This is a genomic window from Gillisella vitis (assembly GCF_001541345.2).
GTDB lineage: Bacteria > Pseudomonadota > Alphaproteobacteria > Rhizobiales > Rhizobiaceae > Allorhizobium > Allorhizobium vitis.
On the sequence record NZ_LMVL02000004.1, the window covers coordinates 44,308 to 71,165 of the forward strand.

Sequence of the window (26,858 nt, forward strand, 5' to 3'; positions counted from 1 at the left end):
ACGCTTAGGGGATGAGCGACGATGGCGTTAGAAAACGGCGCGACTGTGCTGGAAACGATAACTGTTACGGCACCTAAAATTGCAGAAAATTCTAGCAACGCAACAGAGGTGCGTGGTGATGCAAAATGGAAAACTTGCTGGCGCCATGCCTGCTATCTCGCAAAATACATCTATAAAGATCCGGCACCTGCGGGAGGCTTCCACACACAGTTTCCCGAAAAGATAGCTGAAGTTGAACGCTACTGGGAGAAATGGGATGAATTGGTTCAGCAAGGCGCGTCTGGCCTTGTTGCCCGTCTCTTCAAGGTCAAGGGGTATGATCCTAACTCGAAGACCGATGTCTGCCCTCCGTGTCTCGTTTTTCGTGGGACAGATTTCGATGATATGCGTAACCTCGCCGTTGTTCCGACTGTTAAGGTGTTAGGCCATACCTTTTATAACAAACCCACCATTTTGGACAAGACAATCGACAGCAACACGACAAAGGAACAGCTCGTTGCCCTTGGTTGGAAGTCAACACTTATATATACAGAGGATGGTTGGCCTGTCGTCGAAGGTGCAACAAGCGGAAGTTATTTGAGTCTTCCTTGTTCTGTGAGCCTGGAGATTTTCTCAAAAGAAAATGGTGATTGGTCAAATAACATTCAACAAGGATTAGGAAAGGGAAGTGCTCAATACAGAAATGCAACTACATATGGCACAAGGCAAATAGTCGAAAAAATACGTCCTTCCAACGACAAAAGACTAGAAATTACAGGACATTCTTTGGGTGGTGGATTGGCTAGCGCAGTTTGCTGTGTATTAAACCGTTTGTTTCCTAGTATTTATATTCATGCCATTGTTTTCAACCCATCTGGGGTTCACCCTAATACGATCAGACCGGCAACGGCAGCAGATGGCAAGATTAATGTTTTCTCCGTTAAGGATGAATTTCTGACAACGGTTCAGAGCCACCGCAACCTGCTTCCCGTGATTGGTTCAGTTTTTCGTCTTGCTAAACGCACGATCAAACAGGACGGCATGCCCGATCATCTTGGAATCATGATGCAAATGCCCGGAACAAGTCCAGGGAAATACGATGAAACTTGGTCGGTCCCACCGAAGGGTAGCCATCTGCCTGTTTTGTTTCCAATCAATCAGCAGACACTGGTTCCGTTCCCAAAGAAAGGAGGGTTTCCAGCAATAAACAAGCTTGACACGATGCTGAATGCATCTCCCTCTGTATCTCTTTTTGCTACGGAAGCTGCAAAATATTTGAATGAAACCTACCGTTCAGGTGCCGACAAGACACTCACAGAAAATTCATGGATGGGCTTGGGCGTTTATAGAATTGATAGCTTATATGTCGAAATGGGAAAGCGTTACGTAGCTGATCTCCAACCCGAGATCGATGCTTTGATGAAGATCTTCGAGGCTTCTGCAAGCTATCACGGAATGGATTATGTGATCGCGACATATGACAAGACATTCGGTAAGCCTTGATGATGCATCTCAAAACAAAACTCCCTTTCCAGCATCTCTATTTTCGCCATTGGGGCCGCGATGATCGCGAAATGGCCGTTCTGATTGTAAAGGCTGGGTTGCGCATTTCAGATGGCGGCATCGCAGAAAACCTACTGTCTCCTCAACCCGACATTCTGCTCAGCGATTTGTTTCATGGAGAGGTGAACCGTTCAGCGCTTCGGCAGGAGAGCGATCTGGCTCCATTCAAGCCTAGGACAGACCTGACATTCAATGCCGTTGCTCGCTCGCCTGAAGAGAAGGAAATCGATAGTTGGCCCGTGTCGATTGCTGTCGATGGACGGTTGTCCCACGGCTTCCACGTTTTTGGGGAGCGGTTTTGGGAACCGCAGATTCGAGCGGCGAAGCGAAAGTGGCAACTCTCGCCGGTAAAGCCGACAACGTCCATACCTTTGACCTATGAACGAGCTTATGGTGGCGTCGCACCTATGTCGGATGAAGAGCATACTACGCACGCTTATAATCCCATAGGACGCGGCCTGGTTTCCGATTATCTACTGGAGATGAACCGGGAGGTTGCCGCCCCGCAGATTGCGCTTGTCGGCGAATTTGCCGCTGAGCGCCCAACTGAATCTATGACGGTCTGCGGTTGTGGGCCAATTCAAAAATCCTGGTTGCCGCGGCTATCTCTCGCCGGCACATTCGATGATGCCTGGGCTCGAGAGCGCCATCCGCGCATGCCTCTCGATTATGATTTCGCCTATTGGAATGCAGCACCGCTGCCGATGCAGGCAGCCCCTTATCTGATTGGCGATGAAACCATCAGGCTCACAGGGTTTCGGCATGATGCAAGGCCTTATGTGTTTCAGCTACCGGGAATGGCACTTGGCATCAAGATTAGACGCGAAGGCCTTCAGGATATTACCGAGCACATGTTGAATCTGGATACGGTTCACTGCGATATCGCTGACGGCGTGCAGGAACGACATACCCTTAGTATGACCTGGCGTCTGACATTGGCTGAACCGGATGACATCAGGGATATTGAACTGTTCGCACGCAGGCCATAACCGTTCCCGAAACATCGTGGATACAATTGCTCGTCAGCAAGTGTGTGAAGATAAAATTTTGAAGGAGTAGCGACCATGAGCCACAGTGCTGCCCGTTACACGGATAAAAATAACGCGATTGTCTGCCTTTCTCCAGATGTGTGCCTGACGCCGCGTGGATCAAAGGATGTGGCGGTTCCTTATATGATCCTATCGAAGCTGGAAGCGAGTGAGCGGACCGTCAAAAATGTCTCTTTCGGCGGCGATGAAGCCTTTACGATGAACAGCAGAACCTCAACAGTCACAGGGAACGAGGCCGGAACGAGCGGCGGTGTTCAATCTGGCGTCAATACTGGTTGGTGCCGGCCGCAATCGAACAAAACAAGCTTTTTCGTCAACGGACATCAGGTGATTCAAGACAATTGTCTTTATGAGATGAACTGTTCGGGGCCGGATGGATCGTCAAATACCCTGGGTAAGCTGATGTTTGTTGATACGGACGGTCGTGGGAGAGATGGCTGATACGAAGGCCCAGTTGAAAGTAACCATCTCAACTTCAGCGGATAATGCTGACTCCTACTTGCTGTTTCGGTAAAATTTCCGGAACAATCGTTCAAAATGAGATTTTTTGGCGCACCGAGAATGACATAAAAGCGAACCCCGAGCAATTCTGGAGTTTTTCTTTTGATAAACAATCACTTAGCGAAGACACACGAATACGAAAAGCAGTTGCGCTCAAGGCTGCCGGGCACACACATGCGTCGATAGCTGAGGCCCTAGATGTGTCTTTATCGACCGTGAAACGGTACATCAGAACGGGCGGAGGATCGTAGTGATGATGTCGGTGGCTTCTGCTATTGGAGCCTAAATACAGCATTGAGGCCTTTAATCTTGTGTCTGTCTGTAACTTAGCTGCTACGGAAGCGGGTTATTGATCCAGCGCGTCCCTGCTCCGTGAGACGACGTTGCCCTCGTGACTTCGATATTTAGATCGCGAAGACAAAGCTCGATTTTTTTCAAAGTCTCCAAGTTTATCGATTTCAATTCTCCCCGTTCAAGTAACGCGATAAATTTTCGGCCGACCTGAGCTTGCTCGGCCAATTTGTCTTGGGAAAGGTCGGCCAACCCCCGCGCAGCGCGAAAGGCTTGCCCTTCAAACGGGTCTGTCGTGACTGATGACCTCCATCGAATTCCAGCACCGTGTCCGTCTCTCGGATCAACAAATTCAACTCCGTGCAATTCGTAAAAGTCTTTCACTGCCAAAGCCGCGCCTGGCAGGCGTTGCCGCGTACCGTTCTCCAAAGTGATCAGAAATCGGCCAGTTAGCTTGCACGACGTCTCCACGTGGCTTTGGCTGTAACCAAGCAGAAAGCGAGCAGCTCGCAAAAGGGCCGGAAGTGATTGCATTCCTTCAGAAAATCGCTGGAGGCTGAAATGTCAACATAGACTGTTTTTCGATCCTTCATGTGAGTTTTCGATCTTTTTCTTTGCATTTCGATCCTGAATCGGTGTTCTTGGTCGCGTGGCAAGCGAATCATGAGGACATTCGATGACCGAAATTCTTTTCAAGTTTGAACGCAGAACTCCTTCGAAGGCTCCGCTGGATGGTGAAAGCAAGCAATCTGATTTGGCTTTCGCGTTCCACTGGGCTGACTCTATAGACCAGGTTCGACCTAGAATTTCCCGGCTGTCGCTTTCTGGGGGAGAAATGCAATGACACCACCTGACAACGCGGCTACTCAAACCGAATTGACTGATCTCGCCAACAAGCTGCGAGACCTGGCCTTCGCGCTAGATGAATTGAGTTCCGTCGGTCCTGCCCGAAAGCTTAAACTAGCTGAAAATGGTGAGCGACTGACCGATTGGTGGCATGCCCGGATTTTCAGGGACTACTGGGAATTCAGAGCTGAAGACCTCCCATATTTCATCGAGCAGATAGAAGAGCGTGAAGATCAGGATGACAAGCTCGTCGCATTGACCATGGCCTTACACCTTTATGTGCAGGCAGGAAGGCCAGCCGTAGAATTGAGAGCCCTTCGCCGAAAGGTCAAAGGATATTCGGAGCTGGAAGCTGTGATGAAGGAACGCCTTCGGCCTCCCAAACTTTCCGAGGCGGAGCGGAAATGGAAAAAGCAGGAGAGTGAATACAAGCGCCGACGCCGCGACCGAGAAAAGAGGGATGCGGAAATCTACGAGCAAAATCGGCAGTGGCTCATCGAGAACCACACCCAGATGCTAGACAATCGAGAAGCGGCGAAAGGGTCGGTTTGGCGTTGCCAGGTGAACCTTCATTCAGAAATGCGCAAGTCTGCGCCGGACAGGAACAAATGGGCCTATTCCAATTGGCGTGACCTGGAAGTGACCTACGGTTCTGCTGTAGCCCAATCGTTTCGAGATAGCATGGTGGCTTATTGGCGCGAGTATCAGCCGACACTTCGGTCTGAGGGCTTGGAAAATCCGAACAGCGTTCCGCATGCCATCGTGCTGGGGCTCAGTGGAATCGCCATTGAAAGCAGCGAAACCATCGATTGGCCGTCCGGGCTGACGAAAGCGGAAGCAGACCGAGCAGTGCGGTACGCATTGTGGGAAATGAATGGATTTCCGGCATGGCTGGTGAGTTTGAGCAAAGCGTTTCCTGAGATCGTTCATGACCGATTTGCAGGGGAGATCGAATGGGAAATTACTACATCTAGCAACGAGGTAGACCCCAATTACCTGTTGTCGGATTTGCTATGGCATGGCCATGACCTTCAAATCGGCCTCCCTCGGACGATTATCGACATACTTCAACGTCGACTGCCTAAGAACTACCGTAGCCTAGAAAATGCTCTTCTTATTGTTGTTCGTGATGAGATGATCACGGACAACGAAATATCTATATTTGCTTCCGACGTGATGGAGAAGACGTCAGATTTCAAAACCAAATCCTTCCTTGTTGCGCTCTTGGTCTCGGTTAATCCTGACCAAGGCATTGAGCGACTTCACGGCGTCCTTCGCGATCTCGACGATGAGGAATTGCGAACGGAGTTTTGTATGAATTTTGCCGTGCAGCTTTTGGGTGGCAGACGGTCTGGTGGTAAGTTTCGGGAAAATTACAAAAATGCTCAGCACTTGCGACAGCTCTATTTTGTCCTGCATGAGAACATCAAACGGAAGGATGACATCGAGCGCGCAGGGAAAGGCGTATATTCTCCAGGCCTCCGAGACGACGCCCAAGACGCGAGGAATACCGTTTTCAAGTTGCTGAGTGAGATTCCAGGTAAGGAGACCTACCTTGCACTCAAAGAAATCGCGGAGAACTATCCAGAAATCGAGACTCGGGCTTGGATGATGACCCATGCCGTAGGACGAGCTATCCAGGACTCAGATTTGTCCGCATGGCAGCCAAATGATGTGAAAGATTTTTCGCGCGAAGCCGAAGTCCTGCCTTCCGATCACCGACAATTATTCGACCTCGCGTGCTCGCGCCTTGTTGATCTCAAGGACGACCTTGAAAATGGTGACACAAGCATAGCCGACATATTGGTGAACGCGACCAAGGAAACGCAACTGCGCAACTTTGTAGGTGGATGGCTTCGAGACCGCGCCAAAAGCCGCTATGTGGTCCCACAAGAGGACGAACTAGCTGATGCGAAGAGGCCGGACCTTCGTTTCTTGACAACCGGCTTTGATGGCCCTGTGCCAACCGAAGTTAAAATTGCCGACCGCTGGTCTGGCCCCAAGCTGTTTGAACGCGTGGAAAACCAGCTGTGCAACGATTACCTTCGTGACAAACGATCATCGAACGGCATTTTTTTATTGTTGCGTAATGGAGAACAATCTTCATGGAGCCATCCAGTTAGTGGGGATAATCTGGATTTCAGCGAGCTTTGCGCGGCGCTGCAGGCGTATGCGCAGGGATTGATAGCCAGTCGCCTGGATATCGAAGCTGTTAAGGTAGTTGGGATTGATCTGACCCTGAGATCGATTCCAGTTCGTAAATCACGCAGAAGAAAAGCGCCTTGATACGCTGTTACACCCTTTGACTGCCCCGGCGACTACCGAGATTGCGGTCACTGCGATTTCTGCGCAACTGAGACCACCCCCGCAACATTGGTAAGCGAGATCGTAGGCATCAAAAGCCCAGCGCAAAGCCGAATTTTGTGAGGGTTTCAGGCGTGCAAAGGCTGACGACGCTCGATTGAGTGCCAAGGGCATCGATTCCTTGGCCCTCTGTCCCTTTTACGCCGTCGCAGATGTAACCTCGGTTATCCGGCAAGGCACAAATCGCATCGCTTTCTCGAAGCATCCTGAGAGAGCCGGTAATGTAATTAAGGCAACCGGGGAATTCCCGTGCCAGCACTCGCGGAGCATCTTCGACCGTCGTGTTGATCGAGTTGTCTGAGCAGATAAACAATGAATCCGCGCCACGCTCAAGCTTAAGAGTGTCATCAGAAAACCTTCTCTTGAGGTCGGCGAGGCTTCCACTCGGGCATCCAAGTTTTGACTGCAGGTCGATTTTTACGGCGGGCGGCCCGCCAAATGCACGTACCGCCCGCATGATGAGCGTACTGACGCCAAATCCGACAACTTCGGAAAAAATAATAGTGCCGATAAACACTAGCGCGGCAACTGTTGTCCTTCTCATGCCGCTGGGGCAACCATGTAGACAATACGGGCCCCCTCAACGGGGATTTCCAACCTCAGCCATCCGCTAACCTCACTTACACGACAAACGACACCGCCATCGCCGTCCTGCACGAACCCGCGCTTACGGTCGGCGAGTGCAGTCACGCAATTGGCAATGAGCGCGGCATTCTCCTTCAATCGACTGGTCACAATGTCTGCTATTTGTTTCAGGTCGACGGGGCCGCCCTCGACGGCCGATACTTGGAGGAATTTGTCGAACCTACTGTGTAATACATCTACCAACACGGGTGGGTTGGAGGCATTCCCGAAAAGTTCCATTGATGTGGTCTGCGTGGCCTGAGAGCCCTGTAAGCTTTCGACGACGATGTCGCACCAATTCAAGTCCTTGACCTCAGTAGACCAGCAAGCAGTCGCGTTTTTCACCCACGCACCATCAGCAGGTGGATCGTCGGGATCAAGATTACAGGTACATTTCTCACGAGTTGGGTTTTCTGCTCCTGCATCAACAGAATGACCAATCAACATGACAGCTGTAAAGAATACGCATAGTAACCGCACGATGTTTGCCCCCCAAAACCAACGGCAATCCTACAGATAGCCATATTAAGAGCAACGGCCAATGCGGAAACGTGAACGCCTGCAATGTCGAACGGCGATGTCCGCTGTTCTGCGTCGGTCAGAGTACAGGGCAAAAAGTTTCTCGCCTTCCCGTCACGGATGAGAAATGCCAATCAGGCCCAGCCCCGCACTGTGGCAGAGCGACCATAGCGGCGCAGACAGCTCAATCAACGCTTTCAACCTGGCGCAACGGTTGCAACCATCCCCAACCACTCTAGAGCCTCGGCGGGGCGACACCTGCATGTTCAGCTCAGACTGTCGACCTGCGACGGGATGCGGTGCTGCGCAGGCGAAATGGCTCCGCGCCGCGACTCGCCGCTACTACTCCAAATACAGCAGCCAGAAACCGCTGGAACGACCTCGAAATTGGGCAAGCCGTGGGGAGTAGGGTCAGATTCGATAGAATTCGCCGATCCGCGCCATTGTGCCGAGGAAGCGGACGCGATGTCGACCAGTTTGCACCGCGCCCGAACCACACAAGAGCCTGTATGAAAGACGACTTGCTTGCGTTCACGAAAATGTGATCGCGGAAAAGCACAAGGAGTTTTGGAGCGGGCAACGAATTAGGTTGAAAATCAAGTATTAAACAACTCCTTCTGAAGAAGAAGTTCATTGAAAATATAATACTAGAAAAATAAAAAATACGACATTTAATTCAGAAATGTTGACATTAAAGATTCGCATCAAAACTAAACATGGGTCTCGACGGTATTTACAAAACAAGCACAGTATTACAGCCTTCATCCCGCAATTGAATGCAGATATGTACCGCAAATAATTGAAAGTGCCTCACATTACCCTTTGTAGCCTGTAGGTAGGATGGAGCATTGAGATGAGAAAATACCAAAATAACCGCCACGCTGGTGGCGACGGCAACAATTCGGCTGGGCTCGATATGGCAATAGCCCGGGATTCAACACCGACGAGAACCGGTAAGAAAAGATTTCGCAAAGAAAATATACGGCAGGCTAAGCCGCAAGCCAAACGGACTCTACTCTGTCATTTTGCCAGCACGGAGGCATTTTCCAACCTGGAGACCACCGCCTTGCTGACGGCCCTGCACGATGAACTTCGGTCGATATTTCCTAGTCTAAAAGGCGATGGATGACCCCAGAAATAGCACTCAGAGATGGTCGCCGTTTTCACGCTTCACCAAAAGGTTGATTGGCATGTCTAGAAAAAAACGTATTCGACAAAGCGAAAATTCGTCGTCGGATAGCAGTTCCTCAAAACGCCTTTCGGTAGAGGCGAGGCGACAACAAATCGAAGCGCCAAGCTCGCGACCCTCTATCGAGAGCACGACCAATCCCGCCGTTTTTATCTATTGCCGAGTTTCCGACAATAAGAGTGTTAAAAGCGATCTCTCCATACCTGATCAGGAGCGTCAGGCCAAAGCGCGCGCAGCTGAGAACGGATGGACGGTTCGTAAAACGTTTATCGAGGCGGGGGTTTCTGCTAAAACTGCGGATCGGCCTCAGTTTCAGTTGATGATTGCCGAGGCTCTGGATTCATCAAAGCCGGTCCAAAAAATAATCGTTCACTCTATCAGCAGATTTGCTCGCAACGTCGAGGACTACAATCGCGTTACGAATCAACTGTACGAAAATGGCGTTGAAGTCGTCAGTCTGACGCAGCAATTTTCTAATGATACGGGTGGATTTATCGCAGAAACAACGACAGCTGTATTCGACGAGTATCATTCCAGGCGAACTTCGACCGATGTAACCAGAACCATGACGGCGATGGCAAAAGAAGGATACGCCGTCGGAGGTGTCCAGCCACTAGGCTATACGTTGCAAGCTGACGAGCTTAATCCGCGACGAAAACGCGTCGTAGTCGACGAGAATGAGAGGCCGCTAGCAGCGAAAATATTCCAGCTTGCTCTGTATGGCAATGGCGACGGTCCTGCGCTCGGCATCAAAGCCATCGTCAACTACCTCAATAGCGCGGGCTACCGCACTCGGTCAGGCGCGCCATTCTCGACCAACAACATACATTCAATGCTGACCAACCCCATTTATATGGGAAGAAAAGTATATAACCAAAACGCCAAGGCCAAACGATGGACGCCGGTAGCCGCTGAGATTGTAGAAATTCCGGTGCCGCCAATCATCACACCTGATGAGTTCGCCGAATTGCAGAAGCTGCTCCGCTCGAAAAATCCTCGTAAGGGAGCAGCGAAGACAGTGAGTAGTCCGCTCTTGCTATCTGGGCTCGTGCACTGTGAATGCGGGGCAACGATGACACTCCGCACAGGCACGGGCCGCTCGGGAGCGATTTATAGATACTATCACTGCTCCCGCGTTGCAAAACAGGGTCGTAATACTTGTAACGGGGCAACCGTGCCGGAACAGCAACTAGATGACTTCGTGGTGGAGGCGGTCATCGCGAATGTGCTCGTGCCAGATAGGCTGCGCGGCATTCTCGATTCGATGAACGAAAAGATTGCGGTAGCCGGGAGACGCGGTGAGGAGCGCGCGAATGAAATTCGAGTTGAATTGGAAGCCTCAGAGCGCGCGTATAGAAACCTATTGGCTGCTGTCGCCAGTTCCGAATCCCTTGGAAGCGAACCGATTTTGCTCAGCAAGCTGGCAGAATTAGAACGTGACCTGACTCGACACCGGAACGGTTTGAAAGTGCTGATGGCGAGCGGGGGAAACGATGTCTCGATCACCGAGCAGCAAATCAACTGGTTTTCGAATTTGATCATTAAGCGGCTGCGGAAATCGAACCGAGCCAGCATGAAAAGTTATCTTGCTGCAGTAGTTGCCCGCGTAGAAGTAGGCAGCGACGACATCAGCATCGCTGGCAGGCTATCTGATCTGAAAGGTGAGATTACCCGCGAAGCCAATATCAATGTCGGATTAGGCAGCGAAAACGCGGTTCGCAGATATAAACGCAATTGGTGCACCCGACAGGATTCGAACCTGTGACCTTTGGAATCGGAATCCAACACTCTATCCAGCTGAGCTACGGGTGCGTTCAGATGAGCACTTGTGGTGCGAAGCGGTACATAGCCTAGTCTGACGGCCGCATCAATGGTGAATTTGTGTTCGATCCACAGAAGCCTGCCTGCCGAAAAGGCGCCTCTAAAATAAGAGATTGTGGATATAGCTGTTTTATACCTATATTGTTTCAGGGGGAAATCATTCAATTGAAGAATTATCTTGTACCTATATGTTAAGAAGGGTAAAGATGAATTGTCATTGAGAGTCGGAACATGCCGGATTGTGGGATCGGGCATTGGTCACGGGAGGTTTGTAGTCTAGGGGCATGAGCAATCAACATTTTATTGGTGAGGGCGCCGGTGTTCGACAAGGGGTTGTCGATTATTCCGGGCTAGCCTATTCACTCGGCTTTCGCGTCAGGCGCGCGCAACTGGCCATTCTTCAGGACTTCCAGGATGTTCTCGGCGGCCATGATATACGGCCAGCTGATTTTTCCGTTCTGTCGATCATTGCCGGTAATTCCGGTATGAAGCAAAGCGACGTTGCCTCGACGCTGGCAATCCAGCGGGCCAATTTCGTGGCGATCGTCGATGGCTTGGAAGACAAGGGCCTTATCGAGCGCCGTCGCTCGGATACGGACCGCCGCGTCTATTTTCTTCACCTGACGTCCAAGGGCTCGGCATTTCTCGAAGAGCTTTTGCCGAAGTGGCGTGAGCACGAGGAAAAATTTGTTGGTCGCCTCGGCGGATCGGAAAAACGCGATCAGCTGATTGAATTGCTGAAGTCTATTTCTGAGTAATATCGATCATCATCAGGTCCGGAGTTATATCCGGACCTGAGTTATCGCAGTGAAATCCAACGAAATCGTCTATCTTTCGGAATGCCCGTTTCATTTTTTGCATGAATATTGCGGCTATCGCCTGTTCGGCCCGACGAACAAAATCTTTCTCCTACACCCGGATTTTCAAGATCTTGCCTTCAGCGCCTGATCTATCAATTGATTGGCAATGGTCATCCGGGTATGGGCAGCCTCCGCAAATAATGGATGAACCAGATCCGGGTGATTGAGCTGTGCAAACGCTCTCCGCTTGGCTTTCAAGCTTGAAGCCTTGTCATTATCAGCAATACCCAGATCCTCCGCGACTTCCTCCGGCGCAAGACGTGCGAGGTAAGCAGGCATTTCAGGGGGAGCCACCTCTTCCTCGGCCAAATCCACCTCGGAAACAGGTTGCTCATCGGGCATCAGCTCAAGATATTGCTCTTGCGCCCACGCCGCGGCGGCTTGTGGCACGTCGCTGTTTTCCTGAACGAAGCCGGTGTTCAATCCGGAGACGCGGTAGTGATTGGCCTCACCCTCAAGTTCGGCCTTTTCCGCCTCTTCATTGGAAAGCCGCTCGACGACGGATTGAAAGATCGATTGTCCAAACAACATCGCGCCTGTCCTGATTTGCCAAGAACTCTACAGCACAACGGACAAAACCGGAATTAGTTTCCAAAAGCCGGCGCGACAACAGGGTTAAAAGCTAAACGATCAGCCTGACAGAGCCCGAGGTTCGTCCTTCCTCCAGGTCGGCATGAGCCTGCGCCGCTTGCGCCAAGGAATAGCGCGCGCCGTCCGGCAGGCTGAAGCCGGTTTTCAGCATCTCGAACCACGCTTCGGCTGCTCGCCGGTATGCATCCCGATCGGCAAGGAGAGAAATGATGCTCGCCCGAATGAGCGATCGATTGACAAGGCTCATCGGATCGATGAGAGGCAAGGCGCCTGCAGTTTGCCCGATAGATGCCACCAGTCCGAAAGCACGCACGGCGCGCAGGCTTCCGGCAAGGGTGTCGCCACCCACACCATCGATGACCAGATCAACGCCCCGGCCCTTCGTCAGTCCCAATGTCGCATCGACAAAATCGCTTTGTTTGTAAAGGACAGCATGGTCGAGGCCGTGTTGTGTCGCGAGATCGGCCTTTGCCTGCGACCCGACAGTGCCGATAACTTTTGCGCCCTTCTTCTTCGCCCATTGCGTCAGGATCAGGCCAAGCCCGCCTGCGGCGGCGTGAACCAGAACCAGCTGCCCCGGCAACACGTGTCCAACGGTTTCAAGCAGCATATGCGCGGTCAATCCACGCAGAAACGATCCACCGAGAATCTCGTCATCAAGCTCCGCAGGCGGCTTTACCGCCATGAAGGCCGGAATGATCCTGCTAACCGCATAGCTGCCGGCTGGCAATCCTGCATAGATCACCCTGTCGCCAACCTGGAAATCGGCAACGTCATCGGCCACCTCTTCAACCACGCCCAAGGCTTCAACGCCCGGCACCGCCGACAAGGGCAAAGGATAGGCGCCGCTCCGGTGATAGATGTCGATATAATTGACACCAATCACCGTCTGCCGCAGGCGAATTTCACCTGGCTTGAGAGCAACTATGTGACGCGAAACCGGCTGCAAAACATCCGCTGCGCCAGGATATTTAAATTCCATGACCAAAGTCATCGGCTCACTCCCTGTGTGTCGCAGCCTCGCTGTCATACCAAGGCTTTTTGCCAAGCATTTTGGTATTCCATTTTCAGACATCTCAAGGCGAGGTGCATTTGCATCTTTTTGCATTGGTACATCTGGCAGGCTCATGTGCGATAGTGCATATTTCCGCACAGTAGATGTGGAGAAACGCACAAGTGAACTGGGATGATTATCGATGCTTCCTGACCCTCGCCAAAACGGGTAGCTTCTCACGGGCAGCACGCCTGCTTCACGTCGATCACACCACTGTTGGCCGGAGGGTTGCCGCATTGGAGGTGGATCTCGGTATAAAGCTGGTGGAGCGGCTGGCAAGAGAAGTCCGTCTGACGGCAGAGGGTCATGAGCTGGCGACCTTGGGACTACCTTTCGAAGAAGCAATGGCCAGCGTCGAACGGGCGGCGGCAGGCGGCGGTGCAGCATTGGCGGGACCTGTGCATATTTCCGCGCCACCCGGGCTCGCATCGCTCTTGCTGGCACCGAAACTGGTTTCCCTGCATCGTCAGTATCCTGAAATCGAAATCACGATGTCGAGTGACAAGGATTTTGCAAATCTCAATCGGCGCGAAGCGGATATTGCACTGCGGTTGTCGCGCCCGCTTTCGAACGGACTTGTCACCCGCAAACTCCGCGATATCCCTTTCTTCTTTTTCGCAAGCCACACCTATGACATCGCGGAGGATGACTGGGAATTTATCACCTACCTTCAGGCGGATGATATTTTGCCGCAACAGAGCTGGTTGATGCAGCATATCGGATCGAGAACCATCGCGTTGCGATGCAGTGATGCCGCGAGCCAGGTGCAGGCTGCCGCCGCCGGCCTCGGCGTGGCGCTGTTGCCGGATTATCTTGGATATACTGATGTGCGTCTCAGGAAATGTCCCAGCCAGCTCACGCCGCCACGGCGCGAATTATGGATGGTGGTGCATGACGATATTCGCCACGCACCACGGGTGCGGGTCGTGCTGGATTTCCTGATTGGCATGCTCGCCGTCACGCCCAATCTCGAATTACCACATGCATCAGAGGCCTGAGACATTCGAAAGCGGAATGGTTTTAAGGAGAAAATTATCCAGCAAACTTAAAGCATTACAGCGCCGCACGTTTATAAAACGCACGGCGCTGTATAGAAAGTCTCCGACCGCAAGCAACGGCAGTTCCAGCCTTCACCCCTGGCTCTGCGACTGACTTTGACCGGTTTCCGCAACGCTGACAGTCACGGACATGTCTTCGCCCGCCAGGCCAATGCGCATGCCGGAAACTGGTGCTGCGTCGGCGTAAGACAGACCAGAGGCAAGCCGCACATAGCGCGCGTCCGGGCAGACATTGTTGGCGGCATCGAAGCCGACCCAGCCGAGCGACGGCAGATGTATTTCCGCCCAGGCATGGGTTGCCGTCTGCTGTTCGACACCATCCATCATCAGATAGCCGGAAATATAGCGGGCGGGCAGGTTCATCAGCCGTGCTGCGGAAATCATCACATGGGCGTGGTCCTGGCAAACGCCCGTCCCCGCCTCCAATGCCTGCTCGGCGGTGGTTTCCGTCGTGGTCGCGCCTGTCTCATAGCGCACTTGGCTATGCACGCGCGCCATCAGGTCGTGCATCCTGGCCAGTTCGTTGTCGCCCGCAAGGCTTTTGACCAGATCGCGCACCAGCTTTCCGGCCTTGGTGCGCGGCGTATCGCGCAGATAGAGCCAAAGGGGCACATAGCCGGTATGGGCACCGAACACGCCAGCGCGATCCTCGGTCTTCACCTCTCCCGAGGCAACGATCCGCACGGACTTGGCATCCCCTTCAAAGGACACCAGATGGGTGTGATTGCCGAACTGGTCGTTGAACCCGGCTTCGACATTGGCGCCGTCCACCACGATCGTCCAGGACAGCACATGCAGGCCAGGGTTTTCGATCGGGGTCAGCCTGAGCCGCTGGAGCGAGAACTGCACCGGCTCGTCATAGCTGTATTCCGTCACATGATTGATTTTCAGACGCATCGCTTGTGCCCCGCTCAACTGTAGAATCGGTAGCCCTCGTTAATCTCATGCCCCAGCCGGTTGTTTTGGGAAATGAAACTATCGAGAAACTCGTGCAGGCCCTGATCCATGATCCGGGTGATATTACTGGAGCGCAGCGACGCACGAATGCTATCGGCTGTTTCATGGGCAGGCAGCCGCTCGCCATATTCCTTGCCGATATAGCCGAGATTACTGACGATCTTCTCATAGCAATAGGCCAGAGACCGCGGCATCTGACCGTTGATGATCAGGAAATCGGCAATATTGGCGGCAAGATAGTCGCCGTCATAGACCCAGCGGTACGATCGATGCGCCGAAACCGAGCGCAGGATCGATTCCCACTGGATATTGTCCAGCGAGGAACCAACCTGGTTTATCGATGGCAGCAGCACGTAATATTTCACATCGAGAATACGGCTGGTATTATCCGCCCGCTCAATAAATGTGCCGATCCGGGCAAAATTATAGATCTCGTTGCGCAGCATCGAGCCATGAAATGCACCCCGGATCAGGCCCGCCCGCCGCTTCACCGTATCGATGGTTTCCGGCAGGTCGGCGGATTTCAGCTTACGCGACAGAAGCTGCTTCAGCTCGATCCAGCATTCGTTCGTGGCTTCCCAGGTTTCCCGGGTCAGCGCGGTGCGCACCATGCGGGCATTGTTGCGGGCGCTGTCGATGCAGGACATCACGCTGGACGGATTGGCCGTATCGCGCAACAGAAAATCGATGGCGTCGGCCGCCGTCACTTTCGGATGGGCTTCCAGGAAAATATCCAGTACGTCGGCGCTTTGCAGCACGCCGGCCCAATCATCGTCAGTGGCGCCGGACCGGGTCAGCGAGACGCGCAGCCCCGCATCCACCAGACGCGCAATGTTTTCAGCCCGCTCGATATAGCGAAACATCCAGTAGAGGCCATTTGCAGTTCTTCCCAGCATGACCATCAGTCCTCCAATACCCATGTATCCTTGGTGCCGCCGCCCTGGCTGGAATTGACCACCAGCGAACCCTGCTTCAGGGCCACGCGGGTCAAGCCGCCAGGAATGATCTGCACCTTGTCGGAGACGAGCACATAGGGACGAAGATCGACATGCCGGGGCGCAATGCCCTTGTTGACCAGGATCGGTACGGTCGAGAGCGACAGGGTCGGCTGGGCAATGTAATTGCTGGGGCGGGTCTTCAGCTTTTCGGCAAACAGCGCCCGCTCCTTCTTGCTGGCGGTAGGGCCGACCAGCATGCCGTAGCCACCGGAACCATGCACTTCCTTGACAACCAGTTCTTCCAGATGCTCCAGCACATAGGCCAGGCTATCGGCTTCCGAACAGCGCCAGGTCGGCACGTTTTCCAGAATCGCCTTGCGGCCGGTATAGAACTCGACGATTTCAGGCATGTAGGAATAGATCGCCTTGTCGTCGGAAATGCCGGTGCCGGGCGCATTGGCAATGGTGATATTACCGGCGCGGTAAACGTCCATGATGCCAGGCACGCCCAGCGCCGAATCCGGGCGGAAGGTCAGCGGATCGAGGAAATCATCATCGACGCGGCGATAGAGCACATCAATGGCCTCATAGCCACGGGTGGTGCGCATCTTCACCTTGCCGTCGATGACGCGCAGGTCGGAGCCTTCCACCAGTTCGACACCCATCATGTCGGCCAGGAAAGAATGTTCGTAATAGGCGGAATTGTAGATGCCCGGCGTCAGCACCGCAACGCGCGGCTTACCCTTGCAGCCGGGAGGCGCCAGCGACGCCAGCGACTGGCGCAGCAGATAGGGATAGTCCTCGACCCGTTGCACCTTGTTCAGCTGGAACAGTTCGGGAAACATCTGCATCATGGTTTCGCGGTTTTCCAGCATATAGCTGACACCGGACGGCGTGCGGGCATTATCCTCCAGCACATAGAACTCGCCCTCGCCGGTCCGCACGATGTCGGTGCCGACGATATGGGTATAGACGCCGCCCGGCGGACGGAAACCGATCATTTCCGGCAGGAAGGCGACATTGTTCTCGATCAGCTCGCGGGGGATGCGGCCAGCCTTGATGATTTCCTGCTTATGATAGATGTCGTCCAGAAAGGCATTCAGCGCCAGAACGCGCTGCTCGATACCCTGGGCAAGCTTTCGCCATTCCTGGCCGGAAATGATCCGGGGAATGAGATCGAAGGGAATCAATTTTTCCGAGGAATCCTCGTGACCGTAAACGGCGAATGTAATGCCGGTCTTTCTGAAGATGGTTTCCGCATCCCGCGATTTTGCGATCAGATGCTTGGGGTCCTGACTCGAATACCAGTCAAAATATTTCTGGTACGGTCCGCGCGGGCTGCCGTCCGCCGTAATCATTTCATCAAATGCCAATGGCGCTATCCCCGTTTGTTTTAGCCATATGAATACAGTGCCTTTTACAATGCAAGAAGCGTGCTCAATTTGAATGAAATATTTCGATCCGCCAAAATCCTGCGAAAAAAGCCAAAAAACTGGGCGTTCGCCAGCGCTGTGACCAACCTCGCTTCAGGCGCCGGCGACAGCGCGCATAAATTCGATGCAACTGCAAGATTTATAAGCAGCCCCTTCGGGTTTCCCCACCACCATGTCTGAATGTTGAAACCATCAGCAAAAGGGAAAACGATAGAGGAACTGGCGCGCTGTCCTCGCCTCACATCAGAACTGATGAAGCCGTGATGCCGCCCCTTTTCCAGGCTAGTGGCTGCTCTATATTCAAGTCAACAAAACTTGTCTTGGCGGAAAAGCTGTATACAGACACGATAAACCATCGCCACCATACCAGACAACCGGGCTGCCGATTTGCCATTGTAGATGCACATAATTGTCGTGTTGAACCGATTCCGGTTTGACGGTTTATGCGCTAGCGTCAGGAATATTCGAATCACGACCAATCGCGTTGCAGAAACATCGATAAGCTATCCCGCGCATGTCGCAGACAGGATGCATTCAGAAACGGTTGTGAAGGTCATAACGACTGCGGAATTTGAAGAGTTTGCGTAACGGGTCCGACACATAAAAGACAGGTGCGCATTGCATGGATGAAAACGGCAGGGGCATAAATGGTATGAAGGAATTCGGCATGGGATATGACGACGCGTCAGGCAAACAAGCAATACTGACGCGGCGCGGATTGCTTGGCGGCATGGCGGCCACACTGGCGGCACCGTCTTTTGCACATGCTTTTGACGTTCCCGTTGAGCCACGCCTGCTGCACCATGACTATATGAAAATGCGCGAGCGGTTTCGCACCCGGTTGCTGCAAAAAGGCCCTGCCCCCGACAAATATGAGCCCTTGACCGCGCCTGCGGGCGCCAACCGGATTTTCTACCGTTCAGGGCGTGGCGGTGAACTGACCCTGGCCGCCTGGGTGTCCACCTATAAGCGCGAGCGCAAGCTGAAGCCTGCCGTGTTGTTCCTGCATGGCGGCAATGCCATGGGGGCTGGCCAGTGGGAACCGCTGAAAGGCTATGCGGACGCTGGCTATGTGGTGATGATGCCCTCCATGCGCGGTGAAAACGGCCAGATGGGGATTTTCTCCGGTTTCTACGACGAAGTGGATGACGTGCTGGCGGCAGCCGATCGGCTTTCCCACCTGCCCGGTGTCGACCGAGAACGGGTGTTTCTGGCCGGTCACAGCATCGGTGGCACGCTGGCCATGCTGGCCTCAATGAGCACCCACCGCTTCCGCGCCGCCGTGCCGATTTCCGGCAATCCCAACGCTTTCCGGTTTTTCAAGCGCTACCCCGAGGATATTCGCTTCGACGACAGCCGCCCACATGAATTTGAGGTGCGCAGCGCGGTCTGCTACGCCCACAGCTTCAAATGCCCGATAAAACTGCTGCACGCCGAAACCGAAACCAGTTTTGAGGACAATGCGGCCCTGCTTATAAAGCGCGCCCGGGCCGCCAACGCCATCATCTCGTCGGAACAGGTGGAAGGCAATCACACCAGCGAAATCCCCCATGCGGTGGAAGCCAGCATGCGGTTTTTCCATCAGGTCGCAGCGTGACGCCTGTTGCGCAAGTCCATAGATCGGAAGCGATCTAATAGGAAATTGCGCAGCGGCTTCAAACCGCGACACAGCCTTCACTGAAAGGCGCTCTTGCGTCTAAGTGCGCGATAAAGCGTGGCACGACTAATACCCATATCGCGTGCCGCTCCCTGGACGGTGACAGATCCACCGTGAATGGCACCACGCGCCACCTCCACATCCTGCGTCGTCAGCTTGACGGGCCGCCCTATGGCGCTGCCGCGCTGCCGTGCGGCTGACATGCCCGCCCGCGTTCGCTCGGAAATCAAACTGCGCTCGAACTGTGCGAGGGCACCCATGATGTGGAAAATCAGAACGCCGCCAGCCGAAGCCGTATCGATACATTCGTTGACGGAATAGAGGCCGATTTTCCGCTCTCCAAGTTCCGTGACCATCTCGATCAGATGCGACAAAGAGCGCCCCAATCGGTCAAGGCGCCAGATCACCAGCGTATCGCCTGGTTTGAGCGCAGCAAGCGCCTCCATCAAACCCGGCCTTTGCCGCGTGGCACCGGAGAGCCCCTGATCCGAAAAAATCCTCTCACATCCCGCCTGCGCCAACGCCTGGAGTTGAAGATCAAGATTTTGATCACTGGTGGAGACGCGAGCATAACCAATACGCATCAGGCAAAAACACTCATAAAAGATGATTTTTAAAGTCTCAAAGTTCAGATCAACAATAAGTGTATCATAACGGTTCCCTTTTAAGCACAACTAATGGGCGCATTCAATACAAAAAACGACCTTAAGGTGCTCATTTTTGGTGTTTTTTTTCTGGCAAGCAACAGCGGAGAATTGAGCATTAAAAGTAGAACGCAAACAATTTTCTATTTAGTTGTATATAATATTAAAGTATCCTGGGGTTGCATTTTTTATGTATCGGATTGCAAATGGGAACGCTTTCGAGACGGAGAAAACGTCCGAGAGCATCACATGACCACCAACCAAGGATTTAGAAAATATGCAATATTCTCTGTCTCTCGAATTCGATACCGATGTTTTGAGCCTGATCAAGGACGCAGGGCAGCGTGTGGCGATTGCCAAGCCGGTCGGCAATGGCGCTCCAAACGTGATCTGGGTCGATATCGACCCCTTTCAAGTCACAACCATCGAATGGGAAGAAAACTACTGGATCTATGCTTCGACCGACAGCGTTGAACATGGCGTTTCTATCAATAAACTGAGCGAAGTATCGCCAGGCCCGGCGCTGGATGGCGGCTATTACGAACTCACCAACAACAACATCTTCGGCCCGTTCCGGAAAAACAACAGCGCACTTGCTGTCAACACCGGCACTTTTGCGGCGATCAACAGCATGGACTACGACCGCTATTCGTCCCTGACCTTCGGTCTGGCTCAGGACGCCCTGGTTAACAAGAAGCTGCATGAGCGCAAGCCGATCTCGGCCCAAACGGTGCTCGCCACGCAGTCGATCCGTATGACGCCCTTCACCTATGTCTATGTCTGGCTGCAGGCCGAATTCCAAAGCCAGACGATCATCACGGAAATCGCTGGCACCCCAAGCGTCGCCAAGTTCGGCGGCAGCGTCACCGACATCGCCCTGAAATACGATCCGATCCACGGCATCTTCGGCCAGGTGTGATCCCCGACACGCTGAGCCGCAAAGGCCGCCTTCCCACCAAGCCACCAAGGCTCTCCTTTGCGGCTGAGCGTCGGCGGTCAGCATTCACACGCTTGAGTGCTGGCCGCCTGTTGATCACAATATTCACTACCCTGCTTCAACGCATGCCGGAAGCCGCCGGACGCAAGCGTCCGCACTCCGCCACTCATTCCTCAGGAGTCATTATGATCCATGTCCAAAGAGACGACAGTCTCGCCAATGTCATCGTCAATGCCGTTGCAACTGCCGCGCCACCGGCAGCCGTTGCCCTCGAGCCTGACGCAACGGGTATCTCTCCCGCATCCGTCACGATCACGGCCAATGGCTTCAGGTCGACCACCATCCAAAACCCGCAGGACAATATCTTGTATGTCGTTTCGGCTAATGGGGCCGACTTGGAAATCACTAATGTCCCAATCGTCGGATAGCCGAGGAGGACCAGCCCGCGCCTGATCCACAGGCGTACGGACGAACCAGTCGCTCATTCGTAGATGTGCCGGCCGAGCAAGGTTCGGCGGTAATAGCCGCCGAACCACACAACCCCGCCTGTAACAGAACGACCGTTTGCCATCCACCACCGGTATGCGGAAGGAAGATTGGATCATGCCAATCTGAAAATGCCTTTTTATGACCAACGCCGTGCTGACGCTCCATATTTACGGCGGCTTTCTGCAAACGTCGATCACCCACGCACCCACGCCACCATTCTATCACCGGAGCAGATAACGGCCAATCCCTGCGCCTCATCGCCACATCCTGCCCTCGCCCGTTGCCTCCCGCCGTCAAACCCGGCAAAAGAGGTGATGACAGTCGAGGGCAGGATGTGAGTGACGAGAACACCATCACGCTTTATGAAGCGATCGGCGGCGATGCGACCGTGAAGGCGCTGGTGCATCGCTTTTATCAGTTGATGGACACGCTGCCGGAGGCGGCGCATTGCCGGGCGATCCATCCGGCTGATCTCACCGAGAGCGAAGAGAAGTTTTACGATTATATCACCGGCTATCTCGGCGGGCCGCCGGTTTATATGCAAAAGCGTGGTCATCCCATGCTGCGGCGTCGCCATTTTGTGGCTGAGATCGGGCACCAAGAGCGGGATGAGTGGCTATTGTGTTTTCGCCGCGCCATGGACGAGACCATTGCCCATGAGAAGCTGCGCGAGATCATCTGGACACCGATTGAAAAGCTTGCCCATCATATGCAGAACAAGGAATAGCGCCATGAGCCTGCGCGCATTGAGACCTCTCCTGCTGATCTTGTCCGGCCTGTTCGGCGCCTGCGGCGTTGGGCTGGCGGCAGCGGCGGCGCATGTGACAGGGGCCAGCAATCTGCTCGGCCCCGCCTCCTCAATTGCGCTCACCCATGCCCCCGCCTTGCTGGGGCTTTATCTGGCCGGTGACCGGATTCGCACTGCCACGCTATCCGGCCTGGTGATCGGCCTTGGCGTGCTGCTGTTTGCCGGTGATCTCGCGGTCAAGCAATGGACTGGCCAGAGCCTGTTTCCCATGGCAGCCCCGACAGGCGGTATTGCGATGATGGTGGGTTGGGCGCTGTTGGCGCTCGGCGCGTTTTTGCTGCGCAGCTGATCAGTTGTTGCGGCGTGCCGCATTGCGGTGCCATTGCGGCGGTGGAAAATCGATCACCTCGGCTGACACCGCGTCGCGCCGCAACCCCTGCGCCAAATGCTGGGTGCGCGAAACGGGGCGTTCATGCAGGCCCGGCAGCCGGATAATCTCTGCCATCGCCACGTGTCGCTCCCGGCCATCCTGCTGCCGCTCATAGAGAGCGCCGATCAGCCCTTCCCCCGCCTGGTCGCCAAGCTTGTGCAGCTCGATCATCAGGGTGCCGTCATTGCCGTCATGCATGAAATATGTTCCTCAATTGCTGTCAGAGCGGTCGTTCAACGTCTGAAGCGCCCGTTCCAGGCTGGATTTCGAGCCATTGCGCAGCGGAATGAAGGTCTTGCCGAATTTCTTGCAGCCGCTCTTCACCCGCAGACACGCATCATGGCTGATACAGTCGATCGGGCAGAACACGCAGTCCACCGAAGGCAAAACGGTGTCGATGCGCGAAACGGCTTCCCGCAATCCGCCATCGTGGTGGATCAGCTCAGCGCCGAAATTCGTGGCGATCTGGCGCAGATGCGCCACCTGGCAATCGCGCCCACCGACATAGAGGAAGCTCTTGATATCCGCCTGGCCGCCTTTGTCATCAACCGGGGCAGCGGTGACAGCCCGCTTATCCGTCTGCTTCTTCTTTTTCGGCGCATTGTGTTTTGCCATGGACCGTCTCCTGTGTATGGCGGCGGCGTCTTGCCATCCTCGTGTGTGTGCAACCACCCTACAAAACATGAGTAAAAGAGTAAAGTATATAGTGGAGGATTTTCATCATGTTTTACCGAAGGACGTGCGGGCCAAGGCACGGCATCAAAATTCGATTAAAATCGTTTAATATCAGTGATTTGAACGATTTGCGGCATTGCGGCATATTCCAATTTTTACCGTTTGATAAATTTTTTATCCTGCGTTACGATTTTCCCAATCGCTTCGAACAAAAAAGAGGGAACTGCGATGCGAAAACTGGAACCGGGCCTCAAGGCCGGGCGGCTTGACGCTGCCGATTATGTGAAAAACTTCTCCGACCTGCATCCGCGCCTGGGCGACCATGAAGCGCTGGTTGCCTCTGACCGCTGCTATTTCTGTTATGACGCGCCCTGTATGACGGCCTGTCCGACCTCAATCGACATTCCGCTGTTCATCCGGCAGATTTCGACGGGCAATCCGACCGGCTCGGCCAAGACGATTTTCGATCAGAACATCCTGGGCGGCATGTGCGCCCGCGTCTGTCCCACCGAACAGCTCTGCGAAGAGGCCTGCGTGCGCAACACAGCCGAAGAACGCCCGGTGGAAATCGGCCGCTTGCAGCGCTATGCCACCGATCTGGCCATTGAACATGGCCACCAATTCTACACAGCCGCCGCCTCGACCGGAAAGAGTATTGCCGTTGTCGGCGCGGGTCCAGCCGGTCTGGCTTGCGCGCATCGGCTGGCCATGCATGGCCATTCCGTCACCATCTATGACACCCGCCCCAAGGCGGGCGGGCTGAACGAATATGGCATTGCCGCCTACAAGACCACGGATGACTATGCCCAGGCGGAAGTGGATTACATTCTCTCCATCGGCAATATCGACGTGCTGCATGGCCAGATGCTGGGTCGTGACTTTACCCTCGCCGAGTTGCAGGCAAAGTTCGATGCGGTGTTTCTCGGCACCGGCCTAGGCAATGTCAACATGTTGACCATTCCCGGCGCCGATACCAATGGCGTGATGGATGCGGTGGAGTTCATCGCCCATCTGCGCCAGGCGGACGCCAAAAGCGATGTGCCTGTCGGACGCGATGTCGTTGTCATCGGCGGCGGCATGACCGCCATCGACGCAGGCGTGCAGGCCAAGCTGCTCGGCGCGGAAAACGTTACCATCTGCTACCGCCGGGGCAAGGAGCATATGAACGCCTCGGATTATGAGCAGGATCTTGCCGCCTCCAAGGGCGTGCAAATCCGCCATTGGCTCCAGCCGAAAGAGGTTGCGCATCACGGCGGCCATGTCGCCTCGATCAGCTTTGAATATACCCATCTGGAAAACGGGTTGATGAAGGGCACCGGCCATACCACCGAGATCAAGGCCGACCAGATCCTCGTCGCCATCGGCCAGAAGCTCGACGCGGAAGGCCAGGACAGCCTTGCCATGCAAGGCGGCAAGATCGCCGTGGATACAGAGGGTCGCACATCACTTCCCGGCGTCTGGGCGGGCGGGGATTGCGCCTTCGGCGGCCAGGACCTGACGGTTTCCGCCGTTGCCATGGGCCGCGACGCGGCTGAAAGCATCAACCTGACGCTTGCTGCGAACGCCTCCGGCGTCAGCGCCGTCGCCTGAGCCGGAGGGATTGAACCATGGCTGATATCAGAAATAATTTCGTTGGCATCAAATCCCCCAACCCCTTCTGGCTGGCCTCTGCGCCACCGACCGACAAGGCCTATAATGTCGAGCGCGCCTTCAAGGCGGGCTGGGGCGGCGTAGTGTGGAAAACCCTCGGCTCGGAAGGCCCGCCAGTCGTCAATGTCAATGGTCCGCGCTACGGGGCCATCTGGGGGGCGGACCGCCGCCTGCTGGGTCTCAACAATATCGAGTTGATCACCGACCGGCCCTTGCAGGTCAATCTTCAGGAAATGAAGATGGTCAAGATGAACTGGCCGGACCGCGCCCTGATCGCCTCGATCATGGTGCCTTGCGAGGAAGAAGAGTGGAAAGCAATCCTGCCGCTGGTGGAAGAAACCGGGGCTGATGGCATTGAGCTGAATTTCGGCTGTCCGCACGGCATGTCGGAACGCGGCATGGGGGCCGCCGTCGGTCAGGTGCCGGAATATATCGAAATGGTGGTGCGCTGGTGCAAGCAATATAGCCGCATGCCCGTCATCACCAAGCTGACACCCAATATCACCGACATCCGCAAACCAGCCCGCGCTGCAAAGGCAGGCGGCACCGATGCGGTCTCGCTGATCAACACCATCAATTCCATCGTCTCGGTCGATCTCGACAGTTTCGCACCCAACCCCAGTGTTGGCGGCAAGGGCAGCCATGGCGGCTATTGCGGCCCGGCGGTCAAGCCGATTGCGCTGAACATGGTGGCGGAAATCGCCCGCGACCCGGAAACCTACGGCCTGCCAATCTCAGGCATCGGCGGCATCACCACCTGGCGGGATGCGGCAGAGTTTTTGGCACTCGGCGCTGGCAATGTGCAGGTCTGCACCGCCGCCATGACCTATGGCTTCAAGATCGTTCAGGAAATGATATCCGGCCTCAGCGACTGGATGGATGCCAAGGGCCATCAGAGCCTGGACGACATCTGTGGTCGCGCGGTGCCGAATGTTACCGACTGGCAATATCTCAACCTCAACTATATCGCCAAGGCGCAGATCGACCAGGATGCCTGCATCAAATGCGGACGCTGTCACATCGCCTGCGAGGACACATCTCACCAGGCGATCACCAGCATTGTCGACGGTGCGCGCAAGTTCGAGGTGATGGAAGACGAATGCGTCGGCTGCAATCTCTGCGTCAATGTCTGCCCGGTCGAAAACTGCATCACCATGGTCGGGCTGGAGCCCGGCACGCTGGACCAGCGCACCGGCAAGCCAGTCGATCCGAACTATGCCAATTGGACGACGCATCCCAACAATCCGATGGCGGTGCAGGCAGCGGAATAAGTCAAACCGTCATTGCAGTGACGTTGGCCTTCCCTTTGTGAATATCTCAAAGCCTTAATTGGCAGCGAATGAGAGTCTGTCAGGTTCAGATTAACCAGCCAGGCTCTCATTCGCTTTTTTCATTTGTCTTTTCGAGTTTCCACGCATGTCAGAACAAAAATGATGAAGATGGGTGTGAATTGCATCCGGTATTTTTAAATATTAGAAATATAAAAACAAAAGAAAACCTGCGAAACTCGGTCGGAAAATTCAGGAATTCTCAATTTTTTCATGAACTGATGCAGTCGTTATTGTATCCCGTGATTGACAACAATATCCATACAGCGCATTGCATCTTTATCGCGGATCGCACTTCATCCAGATAACATGATACAATATGCGTGGAATATACTGCATGAAAGCCCGTTTTTATCTATTGATCATTGGAGCAATTCCCCCAAATATTTCAGAATATCTTAGATTAAATTCAACAAAATCATAACTTTAAATTCTTCGGCACTTTCATTTTTTACAAAAAATATCGATAGCACCAATTGAAAATTCGATAAAATTTCGGAATGCGATATTTTTACCCAAAGTGAGGAATTTCAGAGAATTACTTTGCAATGAAATGGCCAAGCCTGCATAAGTATATTTGAATAAGAAGAGAGATCTATCCAGATCATCCAAAATGGGCGAAGCGACCAGGTTCAATCTTCGAAATGAACAGTGCATCTTACG

28 protein-coding genes and 1 tRNA gene are annotated in these 26,858 nt (G+C 53.9%); 17 read left to right on the forward strand and 12 right to left on the reverse strand.

What is annotated here, in order from left to right; all coding sequences use genetic code 11:
• Nucleotides 1-21 precede the first annotated feature (21 nt).
• The 4 genes from ASB66_RS14955 to ASB66_RS27135 all read left to right on the forward strand — a co-directional run bounded on the left by ASB66_RS14955 (nucleotide 22) and on the right by ASB66_RS27135 (nucleotide 3,343).
• Nucleotides 22-1,482 (forward strand): Tle-like phospholipase domain-containing protein, encoded by a 1,461-nt coding sequence (locus tag ASB66_RS14955; RefSeq protein WP_060718085.1) that lies wholly within the window; start codon nucleotides 22-24, stop codon nucleotides 1,480-1,482.
• On the forward strand, nucleotides 1,482-2,531 hold the full coding sequence (locus tag ASB66_RS14960) for a DUF2169 family type VI secretion system accessory protein (RefSeq protein ID WP_060718086.1): 1,050 nt from the start codon (nucleotides 1,482-1,484) through the stop codon (nucleotides 2,529-2,531). Before ASB66_RS14955 ends, ASB66_RS14960 begins: the two co-directional genes overlap by 1 nt.
• Before the next feature lie 75 nt (nucleotides 2,532-2,606).
• Complete coding sequence (locus tag ASB66_RS14965) at nucleotides 2,607-3,032, forward strand: DUF4150 domain-containing protein (protein ID WP_060718087.1); 426 nt, start codon at nucleotides 2,607-2,609, stop codon at nucleotides 3,030-3,032.
• Between the two features lie 44 nt (nucleotides 3,033-3,076).
• The gene (locus ASB66_RS27135) at nucleotides 3,077-3,343 is read left to right on the forward strand and encodes a helix-turn-helix domain-containing protein (RefSeq protein ID WP_081089039.1); all 267 of its coding nucleotides are present in this window, start codon (nucleotides 3,077-3,079) and stop codon (nucleotides 3,341-3,343) included.
• A gap of 82 nt (nucleotides 3,344-3,425) precedes the next feature.
• On the opposite strand, the gene ASB66_RS27140 is transcribed toward ASB66_RS27135, so the two are convergent.
• Nucleotides 3,426-3,917, reverse strand: a complete 492-nt coding sequence (locus tag ASB66_RS27140) for a helix-turn-helix domain-containing protein (protein ID WP_060718088.1) — start codon at nucleotides 3,915-3,917, stop codon at nucleotides 3,426-3,428.
• A 142-nt stretch (nucleotides 3,918-4,059) separates the two neighbouring features.
• Here ASB66_RS27140 and ASB66_RS26250 point away from each other — a divergent pair, with 142 nt between their 5' ends.
• Together ASB66_RS26250 and ASB66_RS14980 are read left to right on the forward strand one after the other, a co-directional pair.
• Entirely contained in the window at nucleotides 4,060-4,227 is a 168-nt protein-coding gene (locus ASB66_RS26250) for a hypothetical protein (RefSeq protein ID WP_156545256.1), read from the forward strand.
• Nucleotides 4,224-6,515 carry a hypothetical protein gene (locus tag ASB66_RS14980; RefSeq protein ID WP_060718089.1) on the forward strand — a complete coding sequence of 764 codons (2,292 nt, stop codon included), beginning with the start codon at nucleotides 4,224-4,226 and terminating at the stop codon, nucleotides 6,513-6,515. The genes ASB66_RS26250 and ASB66_RS14980 overlap by 4 nt, the downstream gene beginning before the upstream one ends.
• A 109-nt stretch (nucleotides 6,516-6,624) precedes the next feature.
• Here ASB66_RS14980 and ASB66_RS14985 read toward each other — a convergent pair whose 3' ends face one another.
• Together ASB66_RS14985 and ASB66_RS14990 are read right to left on the reverse strand one after the other, a co-directional pair.
• Nucleotides 6,625-7,137: a hypothetical protein gene (locus ASB66_RS14985; protein ID WP_060718090.1), complete on the reverse strand. Its 513-nt coding sequence runs from the start codon at nucleotides 7,135-7,137 to the stop codon at nucleotides 6,625-6,627.
• Complete coding sequence (locus tag ASB66_RS14990; RefSeq protein WP_147274046.1) at nucleotides 7,134-7,697, reverse strand: hypothetical protein; 564 nt, start codon at nucleotides 7,695-7,697, stop codon at nucleotides 7,134-7,136. Before ASB66_RS14990 ends, ASB66_RS14985 begins: the two co-directional genes overlap by 4 nt.
• An 892-nt stretch (nucleotides 7,698-8,589) precedes the next feature.
• On the opposite strand from ASB66_RS14990, the gene ASB66_RS14995 reads away from it, so the two are divergent.
• Nucleotides 8,590-8,865, forward strand: a complete 276-nt coding sequence (locus ASB66_RS14995; RefSeq protein ID WP_060718092.1) for a hypothetical protein — start codon at nucleotides 8,590-8,592, stop codon at nucleotides 8,863-8,865.
• 61 nt (nucleotides 8,866-8,926) lie between these two features.
• Complete coding sequence (locus ASB66_RS15000) at nucleotides 8,927-10,690, forward strand: recombinase family protein (RefSeq protein WP_158544219.1); 1,764 nt, start codon at nucleotides 8,927-8,929, stop codon at nucleotides 10,688-10,690.
• Here the strand turns inward: ASB66_RS15000 and ASB66_RS15005 are convergent.
• Nucleotides 10,661-10,737: transfer RNA gene (locus tag ASB66_RS15005), tRNA-Arg, on the reverse strand. The genes ASB66_RS15000 and ASB66_RS15005 overlap by 30 nt on opposite strands.
• A gap of 293 nt (nucleotides 10,738-11,030) precedes the next feature.
• On the opposite strand from ASB66_RS15005, the gene ASB66_RS15010 reads away from it, so the two are divergent.
• Nucleotides 11,031-11,504 (forward strand): MarR family winged helix-turn-helix transcriptional regulator, encoded by a 474-nt coding sequence (locus tag ASB66_RS15010; protein WP_060718093.1) that lies wholly within the window; start codon nucleotides 11,031-11,033, stop codon nucleotides 11,502-11,504.
• Nucleotides 11,505-11,669: 165 nt separating this feature from the next.
• Here ASB66_RS15010 and ASB66_RS15015 read toward each other — a convergent pair whose 3' ends face one another.
• Both ASB66_RS15015 and ASB66_RS15020 read right to left on the reverse strand, forming a co-directional pair.
• Entirely contained in the window at nucleotides 11,670-12,137 is a 468-nt protein-coding gene (locus ASB66_RS15015) for a hypothetical protein (RefSeq protein WP_060718094.1), read from the reverse strand.
• 91 nt (nucleotides 12,138-12,228) lie between these two features.
• On the reverse strand, nucleotides 12,229-13,191 hold the full coding sequence (locus ASB66_RS15020) for a quinone oxidoreductase family protein (RefSeq protein WP_060718095.1): 963 nt from the start codon (nucleotides 13,189-13,191) through the stop codon (nucleotides 12,229-12,231).
• A gap of 182 nt (nucleotides 13,192-13,373) precedes the next feature.
• Between ASB66_RS15020 and ASB66_RS15025 the strand changes: the two genes are divergently transcribed.
• On the forward strand, nucleotides 13,374-14,249 hold the full coding sequence (locus ASB66_RS15025; protein WP_060718096.1) for a LysR family transcriptional regulator: 876 nt from the start codon (nucleotides 13,374-13,376) through the stop codon (nucleotides 14,247-14,249).
• 132 nt (nucleotides 14,250-14,381) lie between these two features.
• Here ASB66_RS15025 and ASB66_RS15030 read toward each other — a convergent pair whose 3' ends face one another.
• From ASB66_RS15030 to ASB66_RS15040, 3 genes are read right to left on the reverse strand one after another with little or no spacing between them, the layout of a single operon-like run.
• Nucleotides 14,382-15,206, reverse strand: a complete 825-nt coding sequence (locus ASB66_RS15030) for a transglutaminase family protein (RefSeq protein WP_060718097.1) — start codon at nucleotides 15,204-15,206, stop codon at nucleotides 14,382-14,384.
• A gap of 14 nt (nucleotides 15,207-15,220) precedes the next feature.
• A complete protein-coding gene (locus tag ASB66_RS15035) occupies nucleotides 15,221-16,162 on the reverse strand; it encodes an alpha-E domain-containing protein (RefSeq protein WP_060718462.1) in 942 nt (313 codons plus the stop codon).
• A gap of 5 nt (nucleotides 16,163-16,167) precedes the next feature.
• A complete protein-coding gene (locus tag ASB66_RS15040; protein ID WP_060718098.1) occupies nucleotides 16,168-17,577 on the reverse strand; it encodes a circularly permuted type 2 ATP-grasp protein in 1,410 nt (469 codons plus the stop codon).
• A gap of 727 nt (nucleotides 17,578-18,304) precedes the next feature.
• Between ASB66_RS15040 and ASB66_RS15045 the strand changes: the two genes are divergently transcribed.
• Nucleotides 18,305-19,234, forward strand: a complete 930-nt coding sequence (locus tag ASB66_RS15045; RefSeq protein WP_060718463.1) for an alpha/beta hydrolase family protein — start codon at nucleotides 18,305-18,307, stop codon at nucleotides 19,232-19,234.
• Between the two features lie 77 nt (nucleotides 19,235-19,311).
• Here ASB66_RS15045 and ASB66_RS15050 read toward each other — a convergent pair whose 3' ends face one another.
• Nucleotides 19,312-19,878, reverse strand: coding sequence for a recombinase family protein (locus ASB66_RS15050; protein ID WP_060718099.1), 567 nt, complete (start codon nucleotides 19,876-19,878; stop codon nucleotides 19,312-19,314).
• A gap of 337 nt (nucleotides 19,879-20,215) precedes the next feature.
• Between ASB66_RS15050 and ASB66_RS15055 the strand changes: the two genes are divergently transcribed.
• The 4 genes from ASB66_RS15055 (at nucleotide 20,216) to ASB66_RS15070 (ending at nucleotide 22,461) form a co-directional block, all read left to right on the forward strand.
• Nucleotides 20,216-20,857 carry a hypothetical protein gene (locus tag ASB66_RS15055; protein ID WP_060718100.1) on the forward strand — a complete coding sequence of 214 codons (642 nt, stop codon included), beginning with the start codon at nucleotides 20,216-20,218 and terminating at the stop codon, nucleotides 20,855-20,857.
• Nucleotides 20,858-21,060: 203 nt separating this feature from the next.
• A complete protein-coding gene (locus ASB66_RS26080; protein WP_147274047.1) occupies nucleotides 21,061-21,303 on the forward strand; it encodes a hypothetical protein in 243 nt (80 codons plus the stop codon).
• Nucleotides 21,304-21,698: 395 nt separating this feature from the next.
• Complete coding sequence (locus tag ASB66_RS15065; RefSeq protein ID WP_060718102.1) at nucleotides 21,699-22,091, forward strand: group II truncated hemoglobin; 393 nt, start codon at nucleotides 21,699-21,701, stop codon at nucleotides 22,089-22,091.
• 4 nt (nucleotides 22,092-22,095) lie between these two features.
• Nucleotides 22,096-22,461 (forward strand): DUF423 domain-containing protein, encoded by a 366-nt coding sequence (locus ASB66_RS15070; RefSeq protein WP_060718103.1) that lies wholly within the window; start codon nucleotides 22,096-22,098, stop codon nucleotides 22,459-22,461.
• Here ASB66_RS15070 and ASB66_RS15075 read toward each other — a convergent pair whose 3' ends face one another.
• Together ASB66_RS15075 and ASB66_RS15080 are read right to left on the reverse strand one after the other, a co-directional pair.
• On the reverse strand, nucleotides 22,462-22,740 hold the full coding sequence (locus ASB66_RS15075; protein ID WP_060718104.1) for a hypothetical protein: 279 nt from the start codon (nucleotides 22,738-22,740) through the stop codon (nucleotides 22,462-22,464).
• Nucleotides 22,741-22,752: 12 nt separating this feature from the next.
• A complete protein-coding gene (locus ASB66_RS15080; protein ID WP_015916881.1) occupies nucleotides 22,753-23,157 on the reverse strand; it encodes a DUF2325 domain-containing protein in 405 nt (134 codons plus the stop codon).
• A 288-nt stretch (nucleotides 23,158-23,445) separates the two neighbouring features.
• Between ASB66_RS15080 and ASB66_RS15085 the strand changes: the two genes are divergently transcribed.
• Both ASB66_RS15085 and preA read left to right on the forward strand, forming a co-directional pair.
• A complete protein-coding gene (locus tag ASB66_RS15085) occupies nucleotides 23,446-24,807 on the forward strand; it encodes an NAD(P)-dependent oxidoreductase (protein WP_060718105.1) in 1,362 nt (453 codons plus the stop codon).
• Between the two features lie 17 nt (nucleotides 24,808-24,824).
• Complete coding sequence (gene preA / locus ASB66_RS15090) at nucleotides 24,825-26,138, forward strand: NAD-dependent dihydropyrimidine dehydrogenase subunit PreA (RefSeq protein ID WP_060718106.1); 1,314 nt, start codon at nucleotides 24,825-24,827, stop codon at nucleotides 26,136-26,138.
• Nucleotides 26,139-26,858 lie beyond the last annotated feature (720 nt).